This window comes from Streptomyces sp. NPDC005494 (assembly GCF_042872025.1).
Taxonomy (GTDB): domain Bacteria; phylum Actinomycetota; class Actinomycetes; order Streptomycetales; family Streptomycetaceae; genus Streptomyces.
In genome coordinates this window covers 460,672-481,093 of record NZ_JBIAJR010000003.1, presented here as the reverse complement: position 1 = coordinate 481,093, position 20,422 = coordinate 460,672, and the positions used below count along the sequence as shown (strand labels likewise).

The 20,422-nt window shown below is 72.5% G+C and carries 15 protein-coding genes; 4 read left to right on the top strand and 11 right to left on the bottom strand.

Going from position 1 to position 20,422, the window contains the following annotated elements; all coding sequences use genetic code 11:
* Positions 1–8 precede the first annotated feature (8 nt).
* Both ACFYQ6_RS12110 and ACFYQ6_RS12105 read right to left on the bottom strand, forming a co-directional pair.
* Positions 9–1,625, bottom strand: coding sequence for a TerD family protein (locus ACFYQ6_RS12110; protein WP_388762755.1), 1,617 nt, complete (start codon positions 1,623–1,625; stop codon positions 9–11).
* Positions 1,626–1,731: 106 nt separating this feature from the next.
* Positions 1,732–2,355 carry a M48 family metallopeptidase gene (locus tag ACFYQ6_RS12105; protein ID WP_361573495.1) on the bottom strand — a complete coding sequence of 208 codons (624 nt, stop codon included), beginning with the start codon at positions 2,353–2,355 and terminating at the stop codon, positions 1,732–1,734.
* A 182-nt stretch (positions 2,356–2,537) separates the two neighbouring features.
* Between ACFYQ6_RS12105 and ACFYQ6_RS12100 the strand changes: the two genes are divergently transcribed.
* Positions 2,538–3,683 (top strand): TOMM precursor leader peptide-binding protein, encoded by a 1,146-nt coding sequence (locus ACFYQ6_RS12100; protein ID WP_361573493.1) that lies wholly within the window; start codon positions 2,538–2,540, stop codon positions 3,681–3,683.
* A 63-nt stretch (positions 3,684–3,746) separates the two neighbouring features.
* Positions 3,747–5,237 carry an ABC1 kinase family protein gene (locus tag ACFYQ6_RS12095; RefSeq protein ID WP_388762753.1) on the top strand — a complete coding sequence of 497 codons (1,491 nt, stop codon included), beginning with the start codon at positions 3,747–3,749 and terminating at the stop codon, positions 5,235–5,237.
* A gap of 105 nt (positions 5,238–5,342) precedes the next feature.
* On the opposite strand, the gene ACFYQ6_RS12090 is transcribed toward ACFYQ6_RS12095, so the two are convergent.
* From ACFYQ6_RS12090 to ACFYQ6_RS12070, 5 genes are all read right to left on the bottom strand, one after another.
* A complete protein-coding gene (locus ACFYQ6_RS12090; RefSeq protein WP_361573489.1) occupies positions 5,343–5,546 on the bottom strand; it encodes a hypothetical protein in 204 nt (67 codons plus the stop codon).
* 153 nt (positions 5,547–5,699) lie between these two features.
* Positions 5,700–6,059 carry a hypothetical protein gene (locus tag ACFYQ6_RS12085; protein WP_145803387.1) on the bottom strand — a complete coding sequence of 120 codons (360 nt, stop codon included), beginning with the start codon at positions 6,057–6,059 and terminating at the stop codon, positions 5,700–5,702.
* Entirely contained in the window at positions 6,056–6,424 is a 369-nt protein-coding gene (locus ACFYQ6_RS12080; protein WP_033298139.1) for a WhiB family transcriptional regulator, read from the bottom strand. The genes ACFYQ6_RS12085 and ACFYQ6_RS12080 overlap by 4 nt, the downstream gene beginning before the upstream one ends.
* 170 nt (positions 6,425–6,594) lie before the next feature.
* Positions 6,595–6,918 (bottom strand): hypothetical protein, encoded by a 324-nt coding sequence (locus tag ACFYQ6_RS12075; RefSeq protein ID WP_361573486.1) that lies wholly within the window; start codon positions 6,916–6,918, stop codon positions 6,595–6,597.
* Positions 6,919–7,085: 167 nt separating this feature from the next.
* Positions 7,086–9,314, bottom strand: coding sequence for an ATP-dependent DNA helicase UvrD2 (locus ACFYQ6_RS12070; RefSeq protein WP_388762750.1), 2,229 nt, complete (start codon positions 9,312–9,314; stop codon positions 7,086–7,088).
* A gap of 187 nt (positions 9,315–9,501) precedes the next feature.
* Between ACFYQ6_RS12070 and ACFYQ6_RS12065 the strand changes: the two genes are divergently transcribed.
* Positions 9,502–9,759, top strand: coding sequence for a mycoredoxin (locus ACFYQ6_RS12065; RefSeq protein WP_356738059.1), 258 nt, complete (start codon positions 9,502–9,504; stop codon positions 9,757–9,759).
* A gap of 300 nt (positions 9,760–10,059) precedes the next feature.
* Positions 10,060–10,617, top strand: coding sequence for a GNAT family N-acetyltransferase (locus tag ACFYQ6_RS12060; RefSeq protein ID WP_388762748.1), 558 nt, complete (start codon positions 10,060–10,062; stop codon positions 10,615–10,617).
* 157 nt (positions 10,618–10,774) lie between these two features.
* On the opposite strand, the gene nudC is transcribed toward ACFYQ6_RS12060, so the two are convergent.
* The 4 genes from nudC to ACFYQ6_RS12040 are packed head-to-tail and all read right to left on the bottom strand — an operon-like array spanning position 10,775 to position 20,263.
* Entirely contained in the window at positions 10,775–11,722 is a 948-nt protein-coding gene (gene nudC, locus ACFYQ6_RS12055) for an NAD(+) diphosphatase (protein WP_361573479.1), read from the bottom strand.
* Positions 11,723–11,766: 44 nt separating this feature from the next.
* Positions 11,767–13,161, bottom strand: coding sequence for a dipeptidase (locus ACFYQ6_RS12050; protein ID WP_361573477.1), 1,395 nt, complete (start codon positions 13,159–13,161; stop codon positions 11,767–11,769).
* A gap of 19 nt (positions 13,162–13,180) precedes the next feature.
* A complete protein-coding gene (locus ACFYQ6_RS12045; RefSeq protein ID WP_388762746.1) occupies positions 13,181–16,744 on the bottom strand; it encodes a UvrD-helicase domain-containing protein in 3,564 nt (1,187 codons plus the stop codon).
* 60 nt (positions 16,745–16,804) lie between these two features.
* Positions 16,805–20,263 (bottom strand): ATP-dependent helicase, encoded by a 3,459-nt coding sequence (locus ACFYQ6_RS12040; RefSeq protein WP_388762744.1) that lies wholly within the window; start codon positions 20,261–20,263, stop codon positions 16,805–16,807.
* Positions 20,264–20,422: the final 159 nt, after the last annotated feature.

Genomic DNA, 20,422 nt, shown 5'->3' with positions numbered 1-20,422 from the left:
GGGCTCCCTCAGACCTCGTACGGCTGGACGACGATGAAGTTCCCGGGCGCTCCCCGGAACTGGAGATTGACGGTCTCCCCGCTGTGACCCGGGTACGCGTTGCGGCGCAGCCGGACCTGGCTGGAGAGGATCACCTGGGACGCGGACGACCAGGCCACGACGGCGTTGCAGTCCGCGAAGGTGGTCGGGGTGACCGGCAGAACCACCGGGACGCCGTGGGTCTTGATGACGACGGTGCCGGTGCCCTGGAACTGCATGGTGAACAGGGCGCCGCCGGGGATGCCGTGCCCCTCGATCCTGCGGACCTCGTACTGCAGGGACTCGTCGAAGGCGAGGACGCTCTCCGCGGAGACGCAGATCCCGTCGCCCTGCAGCTCGATGGGGTGCAGATGCGAGCCTTCCTCGGCCAGGAAGACCTGCCCGCGGCCGGTGCAGCGCATCAGCTGCATCTCCTGGCCCGTCGCGTTGCCGACCATGCGGCCCGAGAAACCGGCACCCTTGTACCCGAAGTCGACCTTGCCCTGGTACATCACCATGCTGCCCTGGCGGGCCAGGACCGGCGTGCCGCCCATCGTCAGGTCGACGCGCATGAGCTGCTGGTTCTGCGAGGTCCAGCGCTGCCCGGTCGGTGCCTCCTTGTAGGGCTGCAGGGCCGCCTGCAGCCCTGGGCCACCCGGCGGAACGCCCTGGGGCACTCCCTGCTGCGTGCCGGGGGGCTGCTGCCCGAACGGCGCGGGGGGCTGCTGACCGAACGGAGGTGCGGACGGTGACTGCTGACCGAACGGCGGGGCCTGCGGTGGCTGCTGCCCGTACGGCGCGGCCTGCGGTGGCGCGACCTGGCCCGGGACCTGCCCGAACTGGGGCTGCTGGGGCGGCTGTCCGTACGGAGCGGGCGCCGGCGGCGTGACAGGGGCCGCGATGGTGGGGGCGGCATGGATCGGCTGCGGAGCGGGAGCCGGGGCCGCGGGGGCTCCGAATGCCGGGGCGGGCTGTGGTGCCTGGGGGGCGGCAGGCGCTCCGAACGTGGGAGGTGCGGTGGCCTGGGCGGGCGGGGCGAACCCGGGGGCGGCGCCCTGCGGCTCGGGGGCCGGAGCCTCCTCGGCGACCTCCCCGCCGAAGTTCCGGAGCAGCGCGTCGAGTCCGCCGTCGAAGCCCTGGCCGACGGCGGCGAACCGCCAGACGTCCTTCAGGTAGAAGTCTCCGAGCATGACGGCGCGCTCGGTCGTGAACTCCGAACCGGTGAAGGCGTACCTCACCACTTCTTCTCCGCCGGCGACGATCCGGATATATCCGGGGCCCGCCTGCGACATCTGTCCGGCACCGTCGAGCGTGGCGGTGAAGGACAGCTTGTGGATGTTCGCGGGAATACGGTCGAGGGTGACGCGGAAGGACTCGGTGTCACCGGCCTGGGCGCCGAGAAGCTGAATGGACTCCTCGGGCGATTTGGGCTGGTTGAAGAAGATGAAATACCGGTCGTCCGAGAGCTGCTCATTGACATCGAGACCGAAGCAGCTGATGTCGAACGTCAGGCCTGGGCCCGCGATCTGCACACCTACGTACAGATCCGTCCCTGACGTGAGATCACTGATCTTGGCCTTGTGGCCGCGCTGAAATTCCCTGGCCATGCGTAACGACCGTCCCCCATCCCGAAGGTGAATGCGTCGCGTCAGGCTAACCGCAAACCGCGACTTCGAGCCAAGCCGGTACAGACCCGGTACAGAATCGGCGAGGTCACTCCTCGCGTGCGGCGGGCAGATGCGGGAGCCGGCCGGCCGCCACGACTCCTTCGAGATAGCCGCGGGCACGCTCGGTACGCGCGTACGACTCCAGCAGTCGCCAGAAGCGCGGACCGTGCCCGGGAACCAGCAGGTGGGCCAGCTCGTGGAGGAGTACGTAGTCGACGACGTACTCCGGCATGCCCTGCAGCCGGTGCGAGAGGCGGATGCTGCCCTCGGCCGGGGTGCATGAGCCCCAGCGGGTGTTCTGATTGGTGACCCAGCGCACCGAGGCGGGGCGCGCCCGGCCCTCCAGATACTGGCCGGAGAGCCGCTCGGCACGTTCGGCGAGCTCACTGTCGCCGATGACGCGCTTGCTCTCCTGAGCGGCGAGCTTGTCGAGCATCACGCCGACCCAGCGCTGCTCCTCGGCTTCCGACATCCGGGCCGGGATGAGCACGATGGTGCGGTCGCCCTCCCGGTACGCGGAGACCGTTCTCCTGCGCCGGGAACTCCTGCGGACCTCGACCGCGCTCGACAGCGATGCGCGGGGCTGCTGGGCGGCTGCGCGGCGCGGCTGGCGGTCGGCGCTGCGCGCGGGGGTCTCCCCGGCGAGACCGGGAGAGAGGTCGGCGGGCACGGAACGACGTTACCCGTTGCCGACGGGGGAAGTCCCGCCTCCGCCGCTGTTCAATGTTGATCCACTTCTCGGGTCGCGCCATTTGAACGACTAATGCCCCAGCCTGTGGATAACTTTCGGCTCCGTTTCGCCGCCACGTTGCATTCTGGCAACGGATCCCGACACCGAACCCTGGAGAAGTCATGCATCCGATGCTGAAGCCGGCACTGCGCCGGGCCTGGCGTGGACGGAACACCGTGCAATTCGGTGTGACGCCCGCCCACGCGGTAACGCTCGGCCCGATGGATATCGCCACGGGAAGCTTTCTGGAACTGCTCGACGGAACACGTGGACTGCCTCTGCTCCGCGAAGAGGCCAGGGCTCTCGATCTGTCGGACCGTCATGTGGACATTCTCGTGTCGCGGCTCACGGAGGCGGGTCTGCTGGATGATCCGGACGCGGGCGGGCCGGAGGCCGACGCCTTACGCCGTCGGGCCGAGACCCTCGATCGTCAGCGCCCGGACGCGGCTGCCCTGTCCGTCGTCCACCCGGCGCCCGGCGGCGGGCTGCGCACCCTGGCGGCGCGGCGCGCGATGCGGGTCCAGGTGCGGGGCGCGGGCAGGGTGGGTGCGGCGATCGCCGCCCTGCTGTCCGGCTCGGGGGTGGGGCATGTCGAGGTGCTCGACGGGGGCCGCACCGAGCCGGGTGACGTCGCGCCGGGCGGGCTCCCGGCCTCATCGGTCGGGGAACGCAGGGACACGGCCGCCCGTCAGCTGGTCCGCCGGTCCGCGGTCGGCGGCCCCGCGCGGGCGGGAGGACCGGACGCCGTGCGGGCGGGTGGCGAGCCCGCGCTGTCCCTCGTCGTCGTGGCGCCCAGGGACGGCCTGTCGGTGTACGCCCCCGATCCCGGTACGGCGGCGCCGTGGATCACGTCGGGGACGCCGCATCTCTATGCCGGGGTGATCGAAGCCACAGGAGTGGTCGGACCGTTGGTGCTGCCCGGAGGCACCGGCTGTGCGGGCTGCCTGGCATTGCACCGAGCGGAATCGGACCCGCAGTGGCCGCGCATGATGGCGCAGTGGAAGTCAGGGCGGCGTCATGGCGTGCAGGCCTGTGACCTGGCGCTGGCGACCGCGGTCGCCGGTCTCGCGGCCGCTCACGCGCTGTCCTTTCTCGACGGTGAGCTGCCGGCCAGCACCGGGGCGCGGTGGGAGGCCGCCATGCCGCTGCTCGACTGGCGGTCGGATCGGCTGGAGCCACACCCCGACTGCGCCTGCGGTGCCGCCGGGCACACTGAGGGGGAGCTCACCTCCGCGGCCGGCGCTGCGCAGGACACAATGGCGGGGTGACCGTCGCCGACGGCGGGGACCCGGTACTCACGCGGCACGGCAGTCTGGGAACTGGAGGGGCACATGTCTGATCTTCCCCGGAAGGCGGTCACCCGTACCGCGAAGCTGGCAGCTCTGCCGCTCGGCTTCGCCGGCCGTGCGACGTGGGGCCTGGGCAAGCGGATCGGCGGGAAGTCCGCGGAGATCGTGGCCCGGGAGGTACAGCAGCGGACGGCCGATCAGCTCTTCAAGGTCCTGGGAGAGTTGAAGGGGGGCGCGATGAAGCTGGGGCAGGCGCTGTCCGTCTTCGAGTCCGCGCTCCCCGAGGACGTGGCAGGCCCCTACCGGGCGGCGTTGACCAAGCTGCAGGAAGCAGCGCCGCCGATGCCGACGCAGACGGTGCACGGAGTGCTCGCCGAGCGGCTGGGCGAGGACTGGCGAGAGCTGTTCACCGAGTTCGAGGACCGCCCTTCGGCGGCGGCCTCGATCGGGCAGGTTCATCGGGCCGTGTGGCACGACGGACGGGATGTGGCGGTGAAGGTGCAGTATCCGGGAGCGGGTGAAGCACTTCTCTCCGATCTCACCCAGCTCAGCCGCTTCGCGCGGCTGTTCGGCCCGCTGGTGCCGGGGATGGACATCAAGCCGCTCATCACCGAGCTGCGGAACAGGGTCTCCGAGGAGCTGGACTACGAACTGGAGGCGCGGGCCCAGCGGGAACACGCGGCGGAGTTCGAGAACGATCCGGATGTGGTGATCCCCGGAGTGGTGCACCAGAGCGAACAGGTGCTGGTGACGGAGTGGATCGAGGGCATACCTCTGTCGGTGGTCATCGCCGAGGGCACGCCGGAACAACGTGACCGGGCGGGACAGTTGCTGGCGCGCTTCCTGTTCTCGGGCCCCGCCCGCACCGGCCTGCTGCACGCGGACCCGCACCCGGGGAACTTCCGGCTTCTGCCTCCGGCGGACGCGGCCATCGGTGAGGCCGACGCCTGCGGCACGGACCTGGGCGGTACGGACGAGAACAGTGCGGGCGAGGACCGTGCGGCAGCCGGCGAGCTCGGCGAGGATGCTGAGCAATGGCGCCTGGGGGTGCTGGACTTCGGCACGGTCGACCGGCTCCCCGGTGGGCTGCCGCAGACCATCGGCGATGCTCTGCGGATGGCGCTGGAGGGCGACGCGGACGGCGTCTACGCGATGCTCCGCGAGGACGGCTTCGTCAAGGAGTCGATCGAGCTCGAAGCGGACGCCGTGCTCGGATACCTCCTCCCGATCATCGAGCCGGCCCAGGTCGAGGAGTTCACCTTCACCCGCTCCTGGTTGCGCAGCCAGGCCGCCCGGATAGCCGATCCGCGCTCCCCCGCGCACCAGTTGGGCAAGCAGCTGAACCTTCCTCCGTCGTATCTGCTGATACATCGCGTCACGCTCAGCACGATCGGCGTCCTGTGCCAACTGGGCGCGACCGTCCGGCTCCGGGACGAACTGGAGTCCTGGCTGCCGGGGTTCCTGGCGTACGCACCCGACGGGGAGGACGACTCCGAGGACGGCGCCGAGGAGAGTACGGCCGTGGAGGCGTGAGCAGGCGCGGCAGCCCGAGCGCGGAGCCAGGCTCCGCCGCTCCCGGTGCAGAACCGGGTACCGACGGGTCCCGGGCCCGCACGTCACCACGGCCGGGCCCGCGTGTCACCACCAGTCGGAGTCGAGCCGGCTCTCGATCGCCCTGATGTGGGCGCGCGAGCACGCCTCGCAGAAGTACTGGCGCGTGCCGTTCTCCACGGAGCAGAGCCAGGTCGGCGGCGGACCGTCGCTGTCCGCGGTGGTGCCGCAGCGAGCGCAGCGCACACGGTCGGCGGCAGGCCCGGCGGGCTGACGGATCTCCTCGTCCACCACGCGACGATAACGCCGTGGTCCGGGTGGGGCGTGGTGAAACGCACCGCGGGGCCGGCCTGTTCGGGCCGGCCCCGCGGAAGGGGAGGTGGCTGCCTGTAGGGGCGGAGCGGTCGCCCGGCAGCCGTGTCACGTCGTACTACGGTGCGGCTGTCAGTGCATGACAGCCATGGCGAGCGCCCGGCGGGCGCGCATCGAGGCGCGCTCCGCACGGCGCTGCATCCGCCGGGCGGCAACCAGGCGCACGGCCTGGCGTCCCTGCTCGGCTTCCCTCAGGCGCTCGTGCATATGCGCACGTGCCAGGGCTTCTGGGATGAGTTGCATCTCGCGGGTCCTGTTCTGACGCGAGTCGTTCGCGCCGATGATGGTGACGTCAGGGGTGGCGGAGCCGACGGGCTCCCTCGTGGGGGTGGTCATTGGTGCCTGATTTCGGGGGTCATGGGTGTGGGGACGGTCGATGGTTCCGATGCGCTTCGTTCGTGTGGGGGACATGACCCCCAGGCCGGCGGTCACGCCGCGACCGGGTTCTTGCGCGGACGGCCACGAGGACGCTTGCGGGCGACGACGACGCCCTGGACGAACAGTTCGCCACCCCAGACGCCCCACGGCTCGCGACGCTCTTTGGCTCCGGCGAGGCAGGCCTCGACGAGCGGACAGGTCCGGCAGAGGGACTTGGCGTACTCGACGTCCGCCGGCGACTCGGCGAAGAAGACCTCCGGGTCGTAGGAGCGGCAGGGGACGGGTACGCCGAGGTTCTCGATGGCGTCGTCGAGCGCGGTGAGCGCGGTGAGGGGGATCAAGGTGGAGTCCTCCGTGAGGCCGGGCGGGGAGATCGTGTCGGAAGGCGGTACGGACGGGGCGTGCGTCTCGAGTTGCACGGTGGCGTTGTCCTCGTCTGGTCGTGCCGGCCTGTTGGCCGGTTGGCGGCTGGTACCAGGTCCTGCTGTCCCGAGGCTCCTTCGTCTCGTCTCATCCGTTCGGACAAAACAAAAGGGCCGCGGATCCCGAGTGGGGTTCCGCGGCCCTGAAGGCGCCGGCCTGATTCACATCAGGCTGGATCACTCCAGGGTTCAGGCCCACGGAAGGCCCACATCGTGTGGTGCTGCGTCGTCTGCTTCTTGGCTCCGGCACCGGCCGCCGCAAAGGCATAGGCCGAGGCCTGTCCCTTCGCTACTGCTGCTTCCGGTGCCTCGGTCGGTCGCTCATTGCGCTCCCGCACGGGCAGGATCGCCAGGGACAGCGGGCGGGCGGCGGAGACGCCGGACGCACTGATGCCACGGAGCGAGAGCGCGGAAGAACGGGTGAGGCCGAGCGAGCAGGTGGAGACGACCGACGGATCGGTCATTTTGATGGTGTTGATGATGCTGATCACGACAATCGCCTCCTCTCGGCGTCTCAGGGGACCGGCCGGGGCCGATCCTGCGGTATTCGGATAAGTACAGCACGGAGTCAGGGCTTCAGAGAAGTCGCTGTTCCCGTGGTTAAGAACCTATGGTGATGACTGCTGCGCGCGCAAACTATTTTCTGGACGAGTTTTTCTCACACCCCGCCGTCGTCCTCCCGGGGCTCCGCACCAGGGGCCCGGCCTGCGCAAATGGCCAGCACATCGGTGCCGAACCTGGTCAGCTTCCGGTTGCCGACACCGGCGATGACGACGAGCTCGCCCTCACTGTCCGGCGCCGCCTCCGCGATGGCCATCAAGGTCTTGTCCGTGAAGACGCAGTAGGCGGGCTGGCTGATCCGCTTCGCCGTGTCGGCACGCCACTCGCGCAGCCTCTCGTAGAGCGCCTCGTCCATGTCCGACGGGCAGTCCTCGCAGCGCATCAGCTTCATCTCACCGGCGTCGGTGAGCGTCCTGCCGCAGACGCGGCACCGCACGGGCCCTCGCCGCCCCTGCCGGGCCGGCGCCTCCGCACCCGGGGCTCCCTGCCCGGCCCCTGTACGGGAACCACGGTCGATGCCGCCGCCCCCTCCGGCGCCGGCCCGTGCGCCCGGCGCCGCGGAGCCGGGCCGCAGGCCGTTCAGGAACCGGGTCGGGCGACGGCCCCCGCGCCCGCCCGGCGACCGGGACAGCGCCCAGGACAGGGAGAGGTGGAAGCGGGCGCGGGTGACCCCGACGTACAGCAGGCGGCGCTCCTCCTCGACCTGCTCGTCGGTCTTGGCGTAGGCGATCGGCATCATGCCCTCGGTGAGACCGACGACGAACGTCGCGTCCCATTCCAGGCCCTTGGCCGAGTGCAGCGACGCCAGGGTGACGCCCTGGACGGTGGGTGCGTGCTGGGCTGCGGCCCGCTCGTCGAGCTCCGCCACGAGATCCGAGAGGGTGGCGCCCGGCCGGGCCTGTTCGAAGTCCTCGGCCAGCCGGACGAGTGCGGCGAGCGACTCCCAGCGGTCCCGCACCGCCCCGGAACCCGCCGGCGGCTTGGAGCTCCACCCCTTGGTGGAGAGCACGGCCCGCACCTCGGAGGGCAGGTCGTCGGCACCGTCGAGCAGTGAGTCGTTGCCGCCCGCGCGGGCAGCGCCGCGCAGGGCGACCCCCGCCTCCCGCACCTCGGGACGGTCGAAGAAGCGCTCGGCCCCGCGCAGCTGGTAGGGCACACCGGCGTCCGCGAGCGCCTGCTCGTAGACCTCGGACTGGGAGTTGACCCGGTAGAGCACGGCGATCTCTCCGGCCGGGACGCCGGCGGCGATCAGATCGCGGATGCGGCGCGCGGTGCCCTCGGCCTCCGCGGGCTCGTCCGGGTACTCCGTGTAGACGGGCTCGGGGCCCTTGTCCCGCTGGGAGACCAGCTCCAGCCGGTGCTCGGCCGCCTTGCCCCTGGCCTGGCTCAGCAGGCCGTTGGCCAGATGGACGACCTGAGGCGTCGAGCGGTAGTCCCGCACCAGCTTGACCACCGTCGCGTTCGGATGACGCGTGCGGAAGTTCAGCAGGTGGTCGGGGGTGGCGCCGGTGAAGGAGTAGATCGTCTGGCCGGCGTCGCCGACGACACAGAGGTCGTCCCGGTCCCCGAGCCAGAGATCGAGGAGCCGCTGCTGGAGCGGGCTGACGTCCTGGTACTCGTCGACGACGAAGTGCTGGTACTGACGGCGCACGTGGTCGGCGATGTCGTGACGGTCCTGGAGGATGCCGACGGTGAGCAGCAGCACGTCCTCGAAGTCGATCACCGCCCTGTCCCGCTTCAGCTGCTCGTACATCGCGTAGATCTGCGAGAGCTCGGCCGGGTCGCGTGGGGCGTCGCGCTGCGTCTTCGCGACGGCGGCCGGATAGTCGGCCGGGACGGTCTGCGTGACCTTGGCCCACTCGATCTCGCTCGTGGCGTCCCGCAGTTCGTTGCGGTCCAGCCGGATCCCGCAGCGGGCCGCGGCCTCGGCGACCAGCTGGACCTTGCGCTCCACCAGCCGCGGGAGCTCGCCACCGACTGCTTTCGGCCAGAAGTACTGGAGCTGACGCAGCGCGGCGGAGTGGAACGTGCGGGCCTGCACACCCGTCGCGCCGAGCTGGCGGAGCCGCCCCCGCATCTCGCCGGCGGCACGGTTGGTGAAGGTGACGGCGAGCACGGTCGTCGGCTGGAGGATCCCGGCACGCACCCCGTAGGCGATGCGGTGCGTGATCGCCCGCGTCTTGCCCGTCCCGGCTCCGGCCAGCACGCACACGGGTCCTCCGAGGGCCAGCGCGACCTCGCGCTGCTCCGGGTCGAGCCCGTCGAGCACGGCGTCCGCGGAGTCGGGGACCTGTGGGAAGAGGGTGGAATGCGTTGCTGCTGTCACCCCGCCATGCTGCCAGGTCGCGCGGGGCCGGTGCGGCGGTTGTCCACAGGGCCCGGCGTTTGTCGTACCGGTGGCAGCGGGCGGGAATGGCTCTCGGCCCGCGTGCGTTGGCCCAGTGCGGGAAGGTACGTGCGCGTACTGTCCCGACTTCCCAGTGAGACGTACGAGACAAGGGAGCACCGACGACATGCCGGGCACTGTGACGATGTACAGCACCACATGGTGCGGCTACTGCCGCCGGCTCAAGGGCCAGATGGACCGCGAAGGCATCGCGTACACCGAGGTCAACATCGAGCAGGACCCGGCTTCTGCGGCGTTCGTCGAGAAGGCGAATGGCGGAAACCAGACGGTTCCCACTGTCCAGGTGGTCCCCTCCGGCGGTGGCGCCGAGGTCGTGATGACCAACCCCAGCCTCGCCCAGGTGAAGCAGGCGCTCGGCGTCTGAATCCCTGCCACGCGCCATCCCGCCGCGTCCTCGCGGCACACGACCCCTGACCGGCCTGGAGCCGGCCAGGGGTTCTGCGTCTCCGGGGGTACGCACGCGTGCCCGGCACCTGGCACCCGGCACCCGGCACCCGGCACTCGGCACTCGGCACTCGGCACTCGATACGCGCGTGCCCGCTGCCGCTCGCACGACCGGGTACGCGCGTGCCCCGGGTCCCGCCGCACGGTGGATAGGATCCGGGAGGTTCGGCGACCCGCGGGAGCGGCGAGCGTGGCGCGCGACTGTTCGCAGGGGGCACGGATGACGTGGCACGGGACCGTCGCGACGGAACTCATGGACGGGCCGGCCGCAGCGCGGGCCGAGGACGCGTTCAGGCTGATCTACGCCGAGGCGTTCGCCGAGCATCCCTACGACGAGACCGAGGACGATGTCGCCGCGGCCTTCCGCCGCTTCCCCGTCCAGGTCCGCAGACCCACCTTCCGCGCGGCCTCCGCCCGTACCGGGGACGGCGAGCCGGTCGGCATGGCGTACGGCCACACCCTCGGCGCCGACACGGGCTGGTGGGACGAACTGACCGTGCCCGTGCCCGACGACGTACGGCGCGAGGACGGGCAGCGCACCTTCGGGTTCCTGGAGCTCGCGGTTCGCCGAGTGTGGCGCGGGCAGGGTGTCGCACGGCGTCTGCACGAGACTCTGCTCGACGGCCTCACGGCCGAGCGGGTGCTGCTGAACGTCCACCCGGGCAGCGCGGCGGCGTCGGCCGCCTACCGCGCCTGGGGATACCGCAGGATCGGCGAGGCACGGCCGTGGGGCGGGAGCGGGGAACTCCATGACGTGATGCTGCTCGACCTGAGCTGAGAACCGCACGTCACCTGCGCTGAGGGCCGCACGTCGGCACCCTCGTCCGGCGGCGGCACCCGCGTGCGGAGGTGACGGCACGGGCGTCCGGCGGCGGCGAGGAGCCGATGCCCCTCCTCGTCGCCGTAGCCGGGTACTCGCGTGTCCGGCGTGGTTCTCAGGCGGTGCTGCCCGGCCTGGGGAGCGGCTTGCCGTACCAGAGCTCGATCAGCCGGGCGGCGATGGAGACGCCGAACGGGGGGAGCACCTCGCCCGACTCGAAGGCCTTCGTCAGCTCCTCGCGGGAGAACCAGCGGGCCTCCTCGATCTCCTCGCCGTCCACGTTGATCTCCGAGGACGTGGCCCGGGCCATGAAGCCCAGCATCAGGCTGGAGGGGAACGGCCAGGGCTGGCTGGCGACGTACTCGACCTCGCCCACGGTCACCCCCGCCTCCTCGAACACCTCACGCGCCACGGACTGCTCGATCGACTCCCCCGGCTCCACGAAACCGGCGAGCGTCGAGAAGCGGCCCTCGGGCCAGTGGACCTGGCGGCCCAGCAGCGCACGGTCCTGGTCGTCGGTGACGAGCATGATCACCGCGGGGTCGGTCCGGGGGTAGTGCTCCGCCCCGCAGGCCTGGCAGCGGCGGATGTGGCCTGCCGCGGCGATCACGGTGCGCTCGCCGCAGCGCGAGCAGAAGCGGTGCAGCCGCTGCCAGTTCTCCAGGGCGACGGCGTGCACCATCAGTCCGGCGTCTCGCGGGCCGAGAAGCATGCCCGCCTCGCGCAGCCCGGCGGCGCGCGCGGACTGGTCCATGCGGCCCGGCAGGGAGTCCTTCTGCAGCGCGAAATAGCGGACGCCGTCCGCGTCCGTGCCCAGGAAGTAGCGGTGGGTCTCGGTCAGCGGCGCCTCGAAGGAGGGCGTCATGACGAGCTCGGTGCCGCCGTCGGGGGTGTCGTCGATGAGTGCCTGGCCTCCGGAGACGACGAAAACCCTGGTCGTCGGGTGGCTCCAGGCAGCGGCGAGCCAGGCCTCGTCGAGCCGGTGGTGCGCTGCGCGGTCGATACCGCTGGGCGCGGTGAGACCGATCGGACGGTCTGCGGTGGCGTTGTCGAAGGTGCTCACAGGTGCTTCCTACTCCCCCGGGGGTGGATCGGGCGTTCAGAGATTCAGCGGAGCGCGGTGGCCAGCTCGCCCCACAGATGGGCGGCGGTCTCCACGCCATTGAGGAGGAGGTCCAGTTCGACCTTCTCGTCGGGTCCGTGCCAGCCGTCGGACGGCACGGAGATGCCCAGGAAGAGGACGGGCGCCCCGAGCACGTCCTGAAGGTCGGCGGCCGGGCCCGAACCTCCCTCACGGGTGAAGAGGATCCTGGTCCCGAAGGCGCGGCCCATGGCACGGGCCACCGCCTGCAGGGCGGGGTGGTCCAGCGGTGTCAGGCAGGGGCGGGTGGCCGGGGCGAAGGTGATCCGGTGGCGGACACCGGCCGGGATCCGTGCCTCGGCCCAGGCGCGGACCGCTTCCTGCACACGTTCCGGGTCCTGGCCCGCGACCAGCCGGAAGCTCAGCTTCACCGACGCGGACGAGGGGATGACGGTCTTGCTGCCGGCGCCCTGGTAGCCACCGCCGATGCCGTTGACCTCCGCGGTGGGGCGGGCCCAGACGCGTTCGAGGGTGGAGTAGCCGGCCTCGCCCGCGGTGGCCTGCGAGGCGGCCGTGCGCAGCCAGGTGGCCTCGTCGAAGGGCAGTTGCGCGAAGAGAGCCCGCTCCGTCTCGGTGAGCTCGGCGACCCCGTCGTAGAAGCCGGGGACGGCGACCCTGCCGTCCTCGTCGTGGAGAGCGGCGACCAGGCGGGCGAGTGCGGTCGCCGGGTTCGGGACGGCACCGCCGAAGGACCCGGAGTGGATGTCCTGGGACGGCCCGTGCAGCTCGATCTCGCATTCGGCGAGGCCGCGCATGCCGGTGCAGACGGTGGGGGTGTTCTCGTCCCACATGCCGGTGTCGGAGACGATCACGACGTCCGCGGCGAGGCGGTCCGCGTGCTCCTCGGCCAGCGCCCGGAAGTGGGGTGAGCCGGACTCCTCCTCGCCCTCGACGAGGAGCTTGAGGTGCACGGCGGGGGTGGTGCGGCCCGTCGCGGCGAGGTGGGCGCGGACACCGAGTGTGTGGAAGAACACCTGGCCCTTGTCGTCGGCGGCACCCCGCCCGTACATCCGGCCGTCGCGGATCACCGGTTCGAACGGGTCGGTGCTCCAGCCGTCCTCACGGGCCGCCGGCTGCACGTCGTGGTGACCGTAGACGAGCACGACGGGTGCGTCGGCGTCGTCCGACGGCCACTCGGCGAAGACCGCCGGGGCGCCGGGTGTCTCCCAGATCTCGGTGACGGGGAACCCGGTCTCGGACAGCTTGGCGGACAGCCATTCGGCACTGCGCCGTACGTCCTTCTCGTGCTCGGGCTGAGCGGACACGGACGGGATGCGCAGCCACTCGGCGAGGTCGTCGAGGAAGGTCGTGCGGTGCTGCTCCGTGTACGTGCGGACGGCGCTGTCCGGGGTGTCGCTCATGCTCATGAGCCTATCGGCCTCACGGAGGTGGCTCGTCCAGCAGGAGCCTCTCCAGCTCCTCCCGCCCCGGCAGCCCGGCGGGGTGGACGGTCTCCCCTGTGCGTACGTACAGGAAGGTCGCGGTCACCGCGTCCAGCGGCAGGCCGTGCAGCTCGGCCCAGGCCAGGCGGTAGACGGCGAGCTGCAGCGGATCGGCCGTGCGGTGCCGGGAGGTCTTCCAGTCGACGATCTCGTACGTGTCACCCGTGCGGTACACCGCGTCGATCCGGCCCCGGATCACCCGGCCCCCGAGAGCGATCTGGAACGGGGTCTCGACGCGGTACGGAGTGCGCCGGGCGTACGCGGTGCGCTCGAAGGCTTCCTTGAGCTCGGCGAGGTCGCGTTCGTCGGCGATCTCCGCGTCGCTCTCGTCGCCCCCGGGGAGTTCGTCGGGGCCGAGCATCGGCAGCGGCAGTTCCTCGAACCGGGACTCCACCCAGGCGTGGAAGCGGGTGCCCCGGCGCGCGGCGGGCTGTGGGGGCCTGGGCATGGGCCGGGCGAGCTCCCGCGCGAAGCCCTCCGGGTCGTCGGCGAGGTGCAGCAGCTGGGTGGCGGAGAGCGTGGCCGGTACGACGACGTCCCGCACGGTGGCGCGGGCACGGCGCAGCTCACCGGCGAGGGCGTCGAGATCGCGGTCCCAGGAGGCGAGGGTGCGGGACTCCTCCGGGGTGAGACCCGCGTCCAGGGGGGCGCGCGCGCCGGGCACGTGCGGTGCTCGGGCGGAGAGGGGCGCGTGCGGCTCGGCGGGTGCCGGCCCCACGGACGGTGCCTCGACGGGCGGAACCGCCCCGGGTCCCGGGAACCGCCGACGGCCGCCCGGGGACGGGTACGGAGCTCCGGCGTCCTCGTTCGGCGGCTCCTCGCCGTACGGCCGCTCGTCCTCGTGCGGAGGCTCCTCGCCGTACGGCGGCTCCTCCTCGTAGGGGGGCTCCTCGCCGTACGGCGGCTCGTCCTCGTGCGGAGGCTCGTCGTACGAGGGCGGACCGGGTGCGTGGACCGGCTCTTCGTACGTGTCGGGAACGGGAGTGGCCGCCAGCGCCTCCAGGTGGGCCAGGACCGTGTCCCGGGCGGCTCGGCGGCGGGCCATCGCGGTGCCGTCCAGCGGGAGCGGCCACGGCTGGTCGGCGTCCTTCCGCCGGAGCTCCGGGTTCTCCTCGTCCTCATCGGGCTCGTCCGCCCAGACCTCGATCTCACCGTGTCCTGCCGCGCAGTGCTCGTACAGCGCGTCCAGGAAGGCGGACGGCCCCCGGGGCTTCTTCTGGGAAGGGCCCCACCAGTGGCCGGAGCCAAGGAGCAGGCTGCGGGGGCGGGTGAAGGTGACGTACCCGAGGCGGAGTTCCTCGGTGTGCTGGTGCTCCTTCATCTCCTCCTTGAACGCCTTCAGGCCCCTGGCGTCGAACGTGTCGAGGGCCGGAAGCGTGGGCGCGTCCCCGCGCAGGGCGTGCGGCAGGACCTGCGGCTGCGAGGTCCACGCCTCCCGGGCACGCGTGCTGGGGAACTGACCGGTGACCAGTCCCGGTACGGCGACGACGTCCCACTCCAGGCCCTTGGACTTGTGGGCGGTGAGGACCTTCACCGTGTTCTCGCCGCCGGGCAGGGCGTTGTCCAGGCCCTTCTCGTACTGCGCGGCGGTCCGCAGGAAACCCAGGAAGGCGAGGAGGGTCGCGCTCCCGTCCACCGCGGCGAAGCCGGCCGCGACGTCCAGGAAGTTGTTCAGGGTCTCCCGGCGGCGGGCGGCCAGGGCGTGCGGCGACGCGGAGAGCTCCACCTCCAGGCCGGTGGTCGCGAGGACCCGGTGCAGTACGTCCATGAGGGGGTCGGCCAGTGAGCGGCGCAGATCGCGCAGTTCGGTGGCGAGACGGGCGAAGCGGACGCGCGCCTCGGCGGAGAACGGCAGCTGGTCGTCCTCGGCGCCGCCGGCCTCCAGGAACGTGTCGAGGGCGTCGGCGAGCGAGATCACCTCGGCGGGATCGACGCCCTCGACGGCCTCGGCCAGGCGGCGGTCCGGGTCCGTGCCGTCGTCCCCGGGCGAGGAACGGTGGACGAGGAGACGAGCGCGGCGCCCCAGGAGGGCGAGGTCGCGCGGCCCGATGCGCCAGCGCGGGCCGGTGAGGAGCCGGACCAGCGAGGCGTTGGCGCCGGGGTCCTGGAGCACCTCGCAGACGGCGACGAGGTCGGCCACCTCGGGCAGGTGCAGCAGCCCTGAGAGGCCGACGACCTCCACGGGGACGTCCCGCTCGACGAGCGCCGCCTGGATCCGGGGGAAGTCGCCCGCGGTCCTGCACAGGACGGCGATCTCCCCGGGTGGTGTTCCGGTCCGCACGAGGTGGGTGAGGGAGTCACCGAGCCACTGGATCTCCTCGGAATGCGTGCGCAGGAGGGCGCAGCGCACCGTGCCGTCCCGCTCGGCCCCGGGGGCGGGTCGCAGTGCCTCGACCCCTTCGTGCATGGCGCGCAGGGGCTCGGCGAGACCGTTGGCGAGGTGGAGCAGCCGGCCGCCGCTGCGGCGGTTCTCGCTGAGGGAGTAGCGGGTGGCGGGGGTGCCGTCGGCGTGCGGGAAGTGGTGCGGGAAGTCGTCGAGGTTGGCCACGGAGGCTCCGCGCCAGCCGTAGATCGCCTGGCAGGGGTCGCCGACCGCGGTGACGGCGTGGCCCGCCGTGCCGCCGTCCCCGCCCCCGCCGAAGAGCGAGGCCAGCAGCAGCCGCTGGGCCACGGAGGTGTCCTGGTACTCGTCGAGCAGGACGACCCGGTACTCCTCGCGGAGGATCGCGCCGACCTCGGGCCGGGTGAGGGCGAGCTCGGCGGAGAGAGCGATCTGGTCGCCGAAGTCGAGGAGGTCACGGCTGCGCTTGGCCTCGCGGTAGCGCCGGGCCAGTCCGAGGAGTTCGCGGCGGGCCTGGGCCGTCTCGGGGATCTTGCGCAGCTCGGCGTTGGTCAGCCGGGCCGTCTCCAGGGCGCGGAGGAGAGCGGTGTCGTAGTCGAGGAGCTGCTCGGGGCCTGTGAGGTGCTCGGCGAGTTCGGCGTCCAGGGCCAGCAGGTCGCTGACGAGGGTGGGGAAGGACCTGGTCAGCGCGGGGTAGGGGCCGGGCGCCTCGCGCAGCACCCGGGCTGCGAGCTGGTAGCGCGTGGCGTCGGCGAGGAGGCGGCTGGTGGGTTCGAGGCCGATCCGCAGGCCGTGGTCGGTGAGGAGCCGGCCGGCGAAGGCGTGGTAGGTGGAGATGCTCGGCTCGCCCGGCGGGTCGTCGGGGTCGATGACGTCCGGGTCGGTGACCCCGGCCGCGACGAGGGCCTTGCGCACTCGCTCGGCGAGCTCCCCGGCGGCCTTGTTCGTGAAGGTCAGGCCGAGTACCTGCTCCGGGGCGACCTGTCCGGTCCCCACCAGCCACACCACCCGGGCGGCCATCACCGTGGTCTTGCCCGAGCCCGCTCCGGCCACGATCACCTGCGGGGCGGGCGGCGCGGTGATGCAGGCCGTCTGCTCCGGGGTGAAGGGGATCCCGAGGAGGTCCTTGAGCTGCTCGGGATCGGTGATGCGGGAGGACACTCCAGAGAGGCTAACCGGAGGCACCGACAACGCCCTCCCGCCCGGAATCCGTCGGTGCGCTCATTCGATGATCTGACCGCCTTCGGGCTGTGCGCTGCACGACGCCTTGAAGGCGCAGTGGGTGCAGTGCTGGCCGGCGGTGGGGGTGAAGCGCTCGTCCAGGACACGTCCCGCCGCCGTCGCCAGCAGGTCGGAGACCCATTCCCCGGAGAGGGGTTCCTGGGCCTGCACCTTGGGAAGGGCGTCGCCGCCCTCCTTCTTCGGGGCGGGCTGGCGCAGCTGGACGAGCTCGGCTCCCCCGGCTTCCGGGCGGCGGCCGTCGAAGACCTCGTCGACGGCGCCCTCCCTGACCGCCAGCTGGTAGACGGCGAGCTGGGGGTGGGAGGCCACCTCGTCCTTCGTCGGCGCCCCCTTGCCGGTCTTGAAGTCGACGACGTACGCCCGGCCCTCGGCGTCCTGCTCGACCCGGTCCATGGAGCCACGGATGCGCACGGCGTACTCGCCGGCTTCGAGGGTGACGTCGAAGTCGTGCTCGCTGGCGGCGGGGGTGCGCCCGGCGCGGTCCATGACGTGCCAGCGCAGGAAACGCTCCAGGGCGGCGCGCGCCGTCTCCTTCTCCTGCTGCGACTTCCACGGGGCGTCGAAGACCAGGCCGTCCCAGACGGAGTCCAGGCGCTCCATCAGGACGTCCAGGTCCGCGGCGGTTCGCCCGGACGCCACCTCGTCGGCCAGTACGTGGACCACGTTGCCGAAGCCCTGGGCGGCCGTCGCCGGGGCGTCGGCCTTCACCTCCCGGCCCAGGAACCACTGGAGGGCGCAGGTGTTGGCGAGCTGGTCGAGCGCGCTCCCGGAAAGCGCGACGGGGCGGTCCCGGTCGCGCAGCGGCACCTCGGAGAGGGTCGGCTCGTTCAGCCCCCACCAGCGATGCGGATGGGCGGCGGGGACCAGCGGCTGGCCCTCGTCGTCGGTGAGCGCGGCGAGCCGGGCGAGGCGGTGCGCGGCAGCGTCGCGCAGGGCCTCGGAGGCGGCCGGGTCGACGGTCGTGGCGCGGAGCTCGGCGACGAGTGAGGCGACCGCGAGCGGCCGGCGGGGCCGGCCGGTGACGTCCCGGGGCTCCTCCCCGAGCTCGGTGAGGAAGCGGGACGGCTGGTCGCCGTCGTCCGCCGGAGCCTTCACGGCGGTGACCACCAGGCGCTCACGGGCGCGGGTCGCCGCGACGTAGAAGAGGCGGCGTTCCTCCGCGAGGATGGCCCCCGGGGTGAGCGGCTCGGCGAGACCGTCGCGCCCGATCCGGTCCGCCTCCAGGAGCGATCCGCGCCGGCGCAGGTCGGGCCAGAGCCCTTCCTGCACTCCGGCGACGACCACCAGGCGCCATTCCAGGCCCTTGGAGCGGTGCGCGGTCATCAGGCGTACGGCGTCGGGGCGTACGGCACGCCGGGACAGGGTGTCGGCGGCGATGTCCTGGGCGTCGATCTCCTCCAGGAAGTTGAGCGCGCCGCGCCCGCCGGTGCGTTCCTCGGCCCGTGCGGCGGTCTCGAAGAGGGCACACACCGCGTCGAGGTCACGGTCGGCGTTGCGGCCGGCCGCGCCGCCGCGCAGCGCGGCCCGCTCCAGCCGGCCGGGCCAGGGGGTGCCGCTCCACAGGGTCCACAGGGCCTCCTCGGCGGTGCCGCCGCCCTCCAGGAGTTCGCGCGCCTTGCGCAGGAGCGCGCCGAGGCGCTGGGCTCCGCGGGCGTACGCGGGGTCGTGCGTGACCAGGCGTTCGGGCTCGGCGAGTGCCTGGGCCAGCAGTTCACCGGAAGGCGGGGGCACCCGCTGCCCGGCGGCCCGCTCCTCGTCGCGCAGCGCCCGGCCGAGCCGGCGCAGGTCGGCGGCGTCCATGGAACCGAGGGGCGAGCCGAGGAGAGCGAGGGCGGTCTCGGTGTCGATCCAGCCTTGCACTCCCCCGCCCTCGGCGGCGGCATCCCGGTCCTCTGGCCCCTCGCCGTCGGCGGCTTCCCGGCCCTCTGGCCGCTCACCCTCGGCGGCGACCCGCCCCTGTGCCCCCTCGCCGTCGGCGGCCGGCCCGTCCCGGTGGTCGGGCGCGGCACCGCGCAGGGCCGCGGTGGCGACCGTTCGCAGGGCGGTGAGCAGCGGGGCGACCGCGGGCTCGTGACGCAGCGGCAGATCGTCGCCGTCCACCTCCAGGGGGACCCCTGCCGAGGTGAGCGCCCGGCGCACGGCCGGGATCGAACGTCCGCCGGCGCGCACGAGGACCGCCATGTCCCTCCACGCCACACCCTCCTCCAGGTGCGCGCGCCGGAGCAGGTCGGCGATGTTCTCCAGCTCCGTGGAGGCCGTCGGGTAGGTGTACGCCTCGACCCGGCCGCCGTCGCGCACGGCGGACAGCTCGCGGTGGGCGCGGACCTTGTCCGAGGGCAGCCGGGTGAGCGGCATCCGGCGGGTGAGCAGCCGGGTGGCCGCGAGCAGCCGCGCGCCGGAGCGGCGCGAGGTCGTGAGGACACCGACCGGGGCGGGCGCCCCGTCGGCGCGGCGGAAGGTGTCGGGGAAGTCGAGGATGCCGTTCACGTCGGCGCCGCGGAAGGCGTAGATCGACTGGTCGGGGTCGCCGAAGGCGATGAGTGTCCGGCCGCCCCCCGTCCCCGGTGCGCCGCTCCCCGGGTTTCCGGCCAGCGCGTGCAGCAGCCGTACCTGGGCGGGGTCGGTGTCCTGGTACTCGTCCACGAGTACGGCGTCGTAGCTCCGGGCCAGCACGGCGGCCACCTCGGGCCGCTCGGTCAGCAGGACCGCCCGGTGGACGAGTTCCGCGTAGTCCAGGACGCCCTGGGCGTCGAGGACGTCCAGGTACTCGGCGAGGAACTCGGCGGCGGCGCTCCAGTCGGGGCGGCCGGTGCGGCGCGCGAAGGCGGCCAGCGCGTCGGGTCCCAGGCCGAGCTCGCGGCTCCGGGCCAGCACCGCGCGCACCTCGTCGGCGAAGCCGCGGGTGGTCAGGCAGGCCCGCAGCTCGTCGGGCCAGCGGACATGGGCCAGCCCCGCCCGTTCCAGGCCGAGCTGGCCGGCGAGGAGCTCGCGCACGGTGACGTCCTGTTCGGGGCCGGAGAGCAGGCGCAGCGGCTCGGCGAACAGGTCAGCGTCCTGGTGGGCGCGGACCAGGGCGTAGCAGTACGAGTGGAAGGTGGTGGCCTGCGGGCCCCGGGTGCCGCCGAGCCGGGCCGCCATCCGGTCGCGCAGTTCGACGGCCGCCTTGCGGCTGAAGGTGAGGACGAGGATGCGGGCCGGGTCGGTCCCGTCGGCCACGCGCCGTGCGACCGATTCGACCAGCGTCGTGGTCTTGCCCGTGCCCGGCCCCGCGAGGACCAGCAGCGGACCGTCGCGGTGATCAACCACCGCGCGCTGCGCCGCGTCCAGGAGAGGGGGGTCCGCGGATCCCGGTGGCGTACGCACCAGCCGGTACGCGCCCGGAGCCCGCCGCCGTGCCTGACGGTGCGGGCTGTGCCGGGTGGTGGAGGAGGAGCTCACGTGGATCGCCGGTCCTGGTGGGTGTACTCGGTCTGCTGGTGCGGCTGCCGTGACGGCCTCATGACGACAGCCGGACGGTGACGGAAACGGATGAGGGAGCGGAGCGTGCCGCGTGTGGACGACGCTACGCCAGCGGCAGGACGGAAACCGGGTGATGGA

What these genes read in the sequence shown, in the direction of transcription:
- ACFYQ6_RS12110 (WP_388762755.1), bottom strand. Translation starts at nt 1,625, where the DNA reads ATGGCCAGGGAATTTCAGCGCGGCCACAAGGCCAAGATCAGTGATCTC.
- ACFYQ6_RS12100 (WP_361573493.1), top strand. Translation starts at nt 2,538, where the DNA reads ATGCATCCGATGCTGAAGCCGGCACTGCGCCGGGCCTGGCGTGGACGG.
- ACFYQ6_RS12095 (WP_388762753.1), top strand. Translation starts at nt 3,747, where the DNA reads ATGTCTGATCTTCCCCGGAAGGCGGTCACCCGTACCGCGAAGCTGGCA.
- ACFYQ6_RS12065 (WP_356738059.1), top strand. Translation starts at nt 9,502, where the DNA reads ATGCCGGGCACTGTGACGATGTACAGCACCACATGGTGCGGCTACTGC.
- ACFYQ6_RS12060 (WP_388762748.1), top strand. Translation starts at nt 10,060, where the DNA reads ATGACGTGGCACGGGACCGTCGCGACGGAACTCATGGACGGGCCGGCC.
- ACFYQ6_RS12050 (WP_361573477.1), bottom strand. Translation starts at nt 13,161, where the DNA reads ATGAGCGACACCCCGGACAGCGCCGTCCGCACGTACACGGAGCAGCAC.